Annotated in this window: 5 protein-coding genes; 2 read left to right on the top strand and 3 right to left on the bottom strand. The window is 69.6% G+C overall.

Features of this window, described 5'->3' with window-relative positions; genetic code table 11:
* Window positions 1-265: 265 nt before the first annotated feature.
* A complete protein-coding gene (locus ACFW6A_RS38925) occupies window positions 266-673 on the bottom strand; it encodes a hypothetical protein (protein ID WP_386646624.1) in 408 nt (135 codons plus the stop codon).
* A gap of 768 nt (window positions 674-1,441) precedes the next feature.
* Here ACFW6A_RS38925 and ACFW6A_RS38920 point away from each other — a divergent pair.
* Window positions 1,442-4,309, top strand: a complete 2,868-nt coding sequence (locus tag ACFW6A_RS38920) for a Helicase associated domain protein (RefSeq protein WP_386646622.1) — start codon at window positions 1,442-1,444, stop codon at window positions 4,307-4,309.
* Window positions 4,310-4,665: 356 nt separating this feature from the next.
* Here the strand turns inward: ACFW6A_RS38920 and ACFW6A_RS38915 are convergent, their stop codons facing one another.
* Window positions 4,666-5,670 (bottom strand): hypothetical protein, encoded by a 1,005-nt coding sequence (locus ACFW6A_RS38915; protein WP_386646620.1) that lies wholly within the window; start codon window positions 5,668-5,670, stop codon window positions 4,666-4,668.
* Between the two features lie 406 nt (window positions 5,671-6,076).
* Window positions 6,077-6,427 carry a hypothetical protein gene (locus ACFW6A_RS38910; RefSeq protein ID WP_386646617.1) on the bottom strand — a complete coding sequence of 117 codons (351 nt, stop codon included), beginning with the start codon at window positions 6,425-6,427 and terminating at the stop codon, window positions 6,077-6,079.
* A 168-nt stretch (window positions 6,428-6,595) separates the two neighbouring features.
* Here ACFW6A_RS38910 and ACFW6A_RS38905 point away from each other — a divergent pair.
* Window positions 6,596-7,049 (top strand): GNAT family N-acetyltransferase (locus ACFW6A_RS38905; protein ID WP_386646615.1); only part of this gene is annotated, 454 nt, incomplete at its 3' end.

Below are 7,049 nucleotides of genomic sequence, written 5' to 3'. Positions count from 1 at the left end.
TGCGCCGGGGCGTTGCGCTCCCGCTCCGCGGGAGCGCCGGCGGGTGGCTGCGCCACCCGCACACCGAGCCTGCTGCGCAGGCTCGGTGACGGTCCATCCGCTGCGCTCCCGGACCGGCGGGACTTCGTCCCGCTACCAGGCTTCCGCTTCGCTCCAACCTGGCTGGCGGGTCCGCTGCGCTCCCCCGCCTGACGGTCCTTCCGGCTGCGCCTCCAGAACCGTTGGGCCCGCGATGCGGGCCTGGCTGGTTAGGGGAGGGATGGGTCTACTCGGGCTGGGTGACCGTTAGGGCCCAGCGGATGGTGTCATCGGAGGCGTCGATGCCGATGTTGAAGGACCCGGTCACCTTGCCGGGGTCCATGCTCACGGTGCCTATGCCTGTGGTGCCGGCGGGACAGTCCACGGTGAGCTCGGCGACATGGTTGCCTTGCGACTCCATTGTCGCGTTGATGGTGCCGCCTCCCTCACACGCCACCGTCAGCACGGTCGGCAGGCCACCCCACGCGCCCGCTGAGACCACTCCCCCGTCCCCGACCTGCTCCTGAACCCACACCAGGCCGTCCGGGCCCGGATGCGGAAGCAGAACATCGGCCGCCGCTGCCGGGCTGGTCCCCAGCGCGGTCATCGCGCCGGCGGCCAGCACCGCCATCATGGACGCGTTCTTCGTACGCATCGTGCACTACCTCCCCTTGTGAACACCTGACACGGCAACATCACCCTGCCCATGAACAGGCGCACGCGCATGAGTACGCCTACTCACGACCTCCCGAGTGAGAACCCGGCGTAGGCCGGGCAGGAGGAGGGGGCGGTCGATGCCGATCTCTTGCCTGATGAGCATGTACGAGACCACTGACAACCCACCCCGACCAGGAACAAGCCGTGGGCAAAGGGTGTGCAACCGCCAGACGGCGGAAGCCGGCACGTCGGGCGGGGTGGCGAGGAGGGGGTTGTGGTGTCGGGTTGCTGCATCAGGTTGATGCAGCATGTACGCTTGGCAGAAATAGGCGACTAGCTAGAATCGTCTGGAAGGCAGGTCGGGGCGGCATATTTCACAGGCTCCTCGCTTGGCCTGCACGTCGCTCCGTGGGACGGACTGAACGTCGTGGATCTCGTCGCCTCTCCAGCGGGCGTATCGCTGGCCATCTTTGATGCCTTCACAGTTGGGGGTCCGGTGGTAGACGTTCCCGCCCTTGGTGACGTAGACCCGGCGGGGAAGGTCCGATCGCGCTGTGCGGCAGTGATCACACTGGGAACTGGGCAGGAGCATTACTTCACAGAAGTCTTCGGCCATGCCCCCTATTTTCCCGTACCTGAGCGTTCCTGACCATCCTATATAGGTCAATTAATCTGCCCTTGAAGGACCTTGGAAGGGCTTGCGGTGACATGGATTGAGTTGCCTGTGCTTGATTCCGGCGAGAGGCGAATGTGAGGTTCAGTTTCGATGATCCAGCTCCGTGAGCACCAGGTGGACCAGAAGTCAGCGTTCCGGAAATGGGTGGGATTTCCTGCAAGGTCATCTGTGCCCCCGCAGGGTGCCCGGGGCACGATCGTGTCCGCCACCGGCTCCGGCAAGACGATCATGGCCGCCGCGTGCGCGCTGGATTCGTTCGCGGAAGGGCGGATCCTCGTCACGGCCCCGACCCTGGACCTGCTCGTGCAGACCGCCCAGGCGTGGCGCGCGGTGGGCCATCGGGCCCCGATGGTCGCGGTGTGCTCGCTGGAGAACGACCCGGTGCTGAACTCGCTGGGGGTGCGGACCACCACCAACGCCATCCAGCTCGCCCTGTGGGCCGGGCACGGGCCGGTCGTCGTGTTCGCCACGTACGCCTCCCTCGTGGACCGTGAGGACGTCGACGCTCCCGAGGGTGGGCGCAAGGTGCGCGGGCCGCTGGAGGCCGCTCTGACAGGCGGGGAGCGGCTCTACGGCCAGCGCATGGACGGTTTCGACCTTGCCATCGTGGATGAGGCCCACGGAACCGCTGGTGATCTCGGTCGGCCGTGGGCGGCGATCCACGATAACCAGCGGATCCCGGCGGACTTCCGGCTGTACCTGACCGCGACCCCGCGCATCCTCGCCGCGCCCCGGCCGCAGAAGGACGCGGACGGCCAGGAGGTGGCGCTGGCGACGATGGCCGATGACCCGGAGGGCACCTACGGCAGGTGGCTCGCGGAGCTTGGCCTAAGCGAGGCGATCGAGCGCGAAATCCTTGCCGGGTTCGAGATCGACGTCCTGGAGATCCGCGACCCCTCCCCCGTCCTCGGCGAGTCCGAGGAAGCCCGGCGGGGCCGGCGCCTGGCGCTGCTGCAGACCGCGCTCCTGGAGCACGCCGCCGCCTGGAACCTCCGCACCGTCATGACGTTCCACCAGAAGGTCGAGGAAGCCGCGGCGTTCGCGGAGAAGCTGCCGGAGACGGCCGCCTCGCTGTACCTGAACGACGCCACCGACGAGGACCTGGCGGCTGCGGAGAAGCTGCCCGCGTCGTCGATCGAGGCCGAGTTCTACGAGCTGGAGGCCGGCCGCCACGTGCCGGCGGACCGGGTGTGGTCGGCGTGGCTGTGCGGCGACCACCTCGTCTCCGAGCGGCGTGAGGTCCTGCGCCAGTTCGCGAACGGCATCGACGCCGCGGGCCGCCGGGTGCACCGCGCCTTCCTCGCCTCCGTGCGCGTCCTCGGAGAGGGCGTGGACATCACCGGCGAGCGGGGCGTCGAGGCCGTGTGCTTCGCCGACACCCGCGGCTCCCAGGTCGAGATCGTGCAGAACATCGGGCGGGCGCTCCGACTTAACCGCGACGGGTCCACCAAGGTCGCGCGGATCATCGTGCCGGTGTTCCTGGAGCCGAACGAGGACCCCACCGACATGGTCGCCTCCGCCAGCTTCAAGCCCCTCGTCGCCGTGCTCCAGGGCCTGCGCTCGCATGATGAGCGCCTGGTCGAGCAGCTCGCCTCCCGCGCGCTCACCAGCGGCAAGCGCAAGGTCCACCTGCGGCGCGACGAGAACGGGCAGATCGTCGGCGCCGGCGACGGCGAGGACCAGGAGGACGGCGGCACCCAGGCCGCCGCCGAAGCAGCGCTGCTGCACTTCTCCAGCCCGCGCGACGCGGCGACAATCGCGGCCTTCCTCCGGACGCGGGTGTACCGGCCGGAGTCGCTGGTGTGGCTGGAGGGCTACCAAGCCCTGCTGCGGTGGCGGAAGGAGAACGAGATCACCGGCGTCTACGCCGTCCCCTACGACGTCGAGGTCGAGGTCGGCGTCACCAAGGACTTCCCCCTCGGACGCTGGGTGCACCAGCAGCGAAAGGCGCTGCGGGCCGGAGAGCTGGAGGACCGGCGCAAAACGCTCCTGGACGCCCCGGAGGCCGGGATGGTCTGGGAACCGGGCGAGGAAGCGTGGGAGGCCAAGCTCGCCGCGCTCCGGTCCTACCGGCGGGCCATGGGGCACCTCGCGCCCCGGCAGGACGCCGTCTGGGGCGAAGGCGAGGCAATGGTGCCCATCGGCCAGCACATGGCCAACCTCCGGCGGAAGGGCGGCCTGGGCAAGGACTCGAAGCGGGCGACGGAGCGCGCGGAGCAGCTCGCGGCGATCGATCCCGACTGGAACTGCCCCTGGCCGCTGAACTGGCAGCGCCACTACCGCGTCCTCGCCGACCTCGTCGACGCCGACGGAGTGCTGCCCTACATCGCACCCGGCGTCGTCTTCGACGGCGACGACATCGGCACCTGGAGGTGGCGGCAGCAGGAGCCGGGCACCTGGGCGCAGCTCCTGCCCGAGCAGCGCGAGCGGCTGACCAAGCTGGGCGTGCAAGGCGCCGCCCTCCCCTTGGCGGCCGCCACCCCGGCGGAGCTGCGTCCGGAGCTGGCCGCCGCGCTCAAGGGTCCGAAGAAGCCGGGAAGCAAGGCAGAGGCGGCGTTCCAGCGGGGCCTGGCCGCCCTGGCCCAGTGGAAGGAGAAAGAAGGGCAGCGGGCCGTCCCACGCACCGCGGTCGTCGAGGTCGAGGTCGACGGCGAGGCGGAGCCGGTGCTGGTGAAGCTGGGCGTGTGGCTCTCCAACATCAAGAGCCGGCGCGACAAGCTCACGCCGGAGCAGCGCGCCGCGCTCGCCGCGCTGGGCATGGAGTGGGCGGGCGTGGTGCCGGCCGTCGACGCCACCCCGGAGCCGCCGGCCCCGCAGCCCACTCTGTCGGCAGCCCCGGCGAAGCGGCCGCCGTGGGACCACCATTTCGAGTGCGACAAGACGCACTACGAAGGCGGGACCTGCACCTGCGACCTCATCGAGCGGTACGGACCGAACTCCGAACGCGACGACTACTGACCGTTCCACAGCTCTGACGAGACCCCAGGCCCGCACAGGGCCCGGGGTCTCGTGCGTCAGCCGTGTGGCGGCCAGCTACTACCGTGCCGCAGGACGGTGGCCTGGACCTCCGCCAGGTCCAGTACGAGATCATCCTCGGCGCCCTGTCTGGTGCGTCAAGACCTCTCGCACCCCGGCCAGGGTCGTGTTCACCCGGCGGAAGCCTCGAACCGGCCGTTGCCCCGGGCCGGGGACCACCGGGTCCTCACCCAGCCGGGCGTGCCGCAGCCGTCACCGCCGGACGGACGCAGCGCTGACCGGCATGGACACTGTCCGGCTACGAAGGAGCACCGGCGAAATGCCGGGGCTTCTGGTGACTACGCGTCGGTACCGGCATCACCTGACAGAGCAGAGGCATCTTCGTCGCCATGGTGCAAAAGCAGAAGGCGTTCGAGTTGCGTCCGCGGGCCCCACTCCAGGAGCTGGCGGATGCTCGACTCGTCCACAGGGAAGACCGGCTTCCCGTCCTCTCCCAGGAGAGAGATCTCGGACTCGACCCCGATCGCCAGCAGCTCGTCTTCCCCCCACGCGCTGAACGGGCACAGAGGGCAGTGGAATCCGCGGGCCGGGGCCGTGGGGGGACGTCGCCTCGCACTGGGGGCCCCCAGCGTGAGGGTGCCCTCGCACCGGCACGCGGGGCACTCGCGGGGGACCCGGATCTCGAAGTCACCGCACATGATCGAGAAACCGTATGGAACGCCATCCTCGTTGTGACGGGCGTTGGCGTACGCCACCGCAATGGCCTCGGGAGGCAGCCCTTCCAACCGCTTGTTCAACCGGTAGCGGGCGCTCTCGATACGGCCGGCGATCTCGCGCTCGACTTTCTCCATGTGCTCGCTGAGGGCGATGTCAACGGCACCCTGCCACCGGCCCCAGTACTCGCCCGCGTCCTTCTGGAGATGGGTCAGGAGGGTATTCGTCGTCCTCACGAAGGCGGCGAGACCTTCGAAGGTCTCCTCCGCGCCACCGCTCAGATGCGCCACGCCGTTACGCAGCTCGATGAGCTCGTCCAGCACCTCGTCCTTCGACGGGAGGACACCCATCGAGCGCAGCCGAGACAGCGCCACCGCCGCCCCAATGGTGCGGAGTCGGGTCGTCTCCTTGACCCCCGCGAGATGGAAGAGGCTCTCTTCCTTGCCCTTCATCTCCAACAGCAGAACAGGGTTCTGGTCGACCAGCGTGGCCTTGGCCAGCCGCTCGATGCTCACACCCGCGTGAAGCAGAAAGACCTCAAGGTCGGACTCGGCGTTGGCCTCCATCGCGGAGTTCGCGAACTTACGCGCTCCCGCGAAGAGGGCCGAGAAGTTGACGACGTCGCTCATGCGGCGACGGTAGCCGTCGCTGTATGACAAATGCGACCAGATTCGTGATCCAGCTTGGATGCCGTCCAGACACGACACCGGCCCCCGCGCGCCACGGAGGCCGTTCGCCGTCTGCCCGAGACCTAACTCCGGGCGCAGCCGCCTGAGCTCTGCGACCGGGATCCTGATGAACGGTGCGCCCTTCCCTCGGCTGTCGCGTGGGGAAGGGGGCGTAGCCCTGGCGGACCATCAGGAACTGCGCTCTGCGAGAGGGGTTCTTACCGTGGCTGTGGGGCGGCGTACAGGACCGCCGCTCCTTGCTGGTCGGCGCCGGCCCCTCTCTGCCCCTCCCGAGGGGCCGGTCCCGCCGTGAGGCCGGTCTGCGTCTCGTTCACAGCCTGGCGCCGCGGCGGTGAGCCGGGCGTGGCTAGCTGCCTCCCATGAGGAAGAGGGCCGAGGCGGGGTGGGACAGGTCCTTCGCCAGCTTCTCGGTGCCGGCCGCGACGGCCCGGAGCTCGGCGGCGGTCGTGGCCGCCTCGGTCTGCGGGTCGCCCTGCTCGATCGCGATCCGGTCCTTGGCGGCCAGCATCTCCAGGACGTCGGCGGTCTGCTCGAATGCCTGCGGGAGGCGGTCGACCAGTGACTTCAGCGCCTGGGTGGCTTCCGACAGAGCGGGCGCCGACAGGTCGTTCGCGTCGTCCAGGAGCACGCGGTTGTACTCCTCGATCAGGTCCCGGGCCTGCCGGGCCAGCTTCGCCGGATCCGTCTTCGCCGCCATGCCTCGCTCCTCGCCGTTGGGTGGCGCTCAGTGTTCCAGAGCCGGTGCCGGCGGCAGATCCGTTCTTGAGGGGTTCCGTGGTTCAGGGGCGGTGCGATTCAGGTCTCCGTCATGTCATCGGTGGCCGTGGGCGGTGCCTGCGCGCCGCGGTCCTGGAACACTCAGGGCATGCCGCTCATCCGTGACATCGCCCCAGCCGACTACCCGGTGGTGGAGGAGCTGCTGTACTTGACCGATCTGGGAGTCGGCGGGTTCTACGACCCTGGGGGCCTGGACGTCGTCGTGGCCGAGCTCCAGGGGCGTCTCGTCGGTGTCGCCGAGTTCGAGGTCCACTGCGACTTCGGGCATAACGAAGGCCGGGAGGCGCACCCCGGCGAGCAGACGTTCATCTTGACGGTGGCCGTTGCCCCTACTGATCGTCGTGGCGGGGTCGGGCGGGCGCTTCTCGCCGAGATCGCCCGCCGGGCCCAGGGAGCCGGCGACACGTTCCTGGCCCTGGTGCCGCAGGACGGCGCCGAGGAGGCTGCCCGGCAGGCGTTCTTCCGGGCGTGCGGGCTCACGCTCCACGGCCCCGCCGGACCGGGCGCGGCCTGGGACTGCCCGGTCTCGGAGATCCTCGCGG

This window comes from Streptomyces sp. NPDC058758, from assembly GCF_042746075.1.
In the GTDB taxonomy this organism is placed as follows: domain Bacteria; phylum Actinomycetota; class Actinomycetes; order Streptomycetales; family Streptomycetaceae; genus Streptomyces.
Note: the sequence above shows the minus strand (reverse complement) of the source record. Positions and strands in the feature narration are given on the sequence as shown.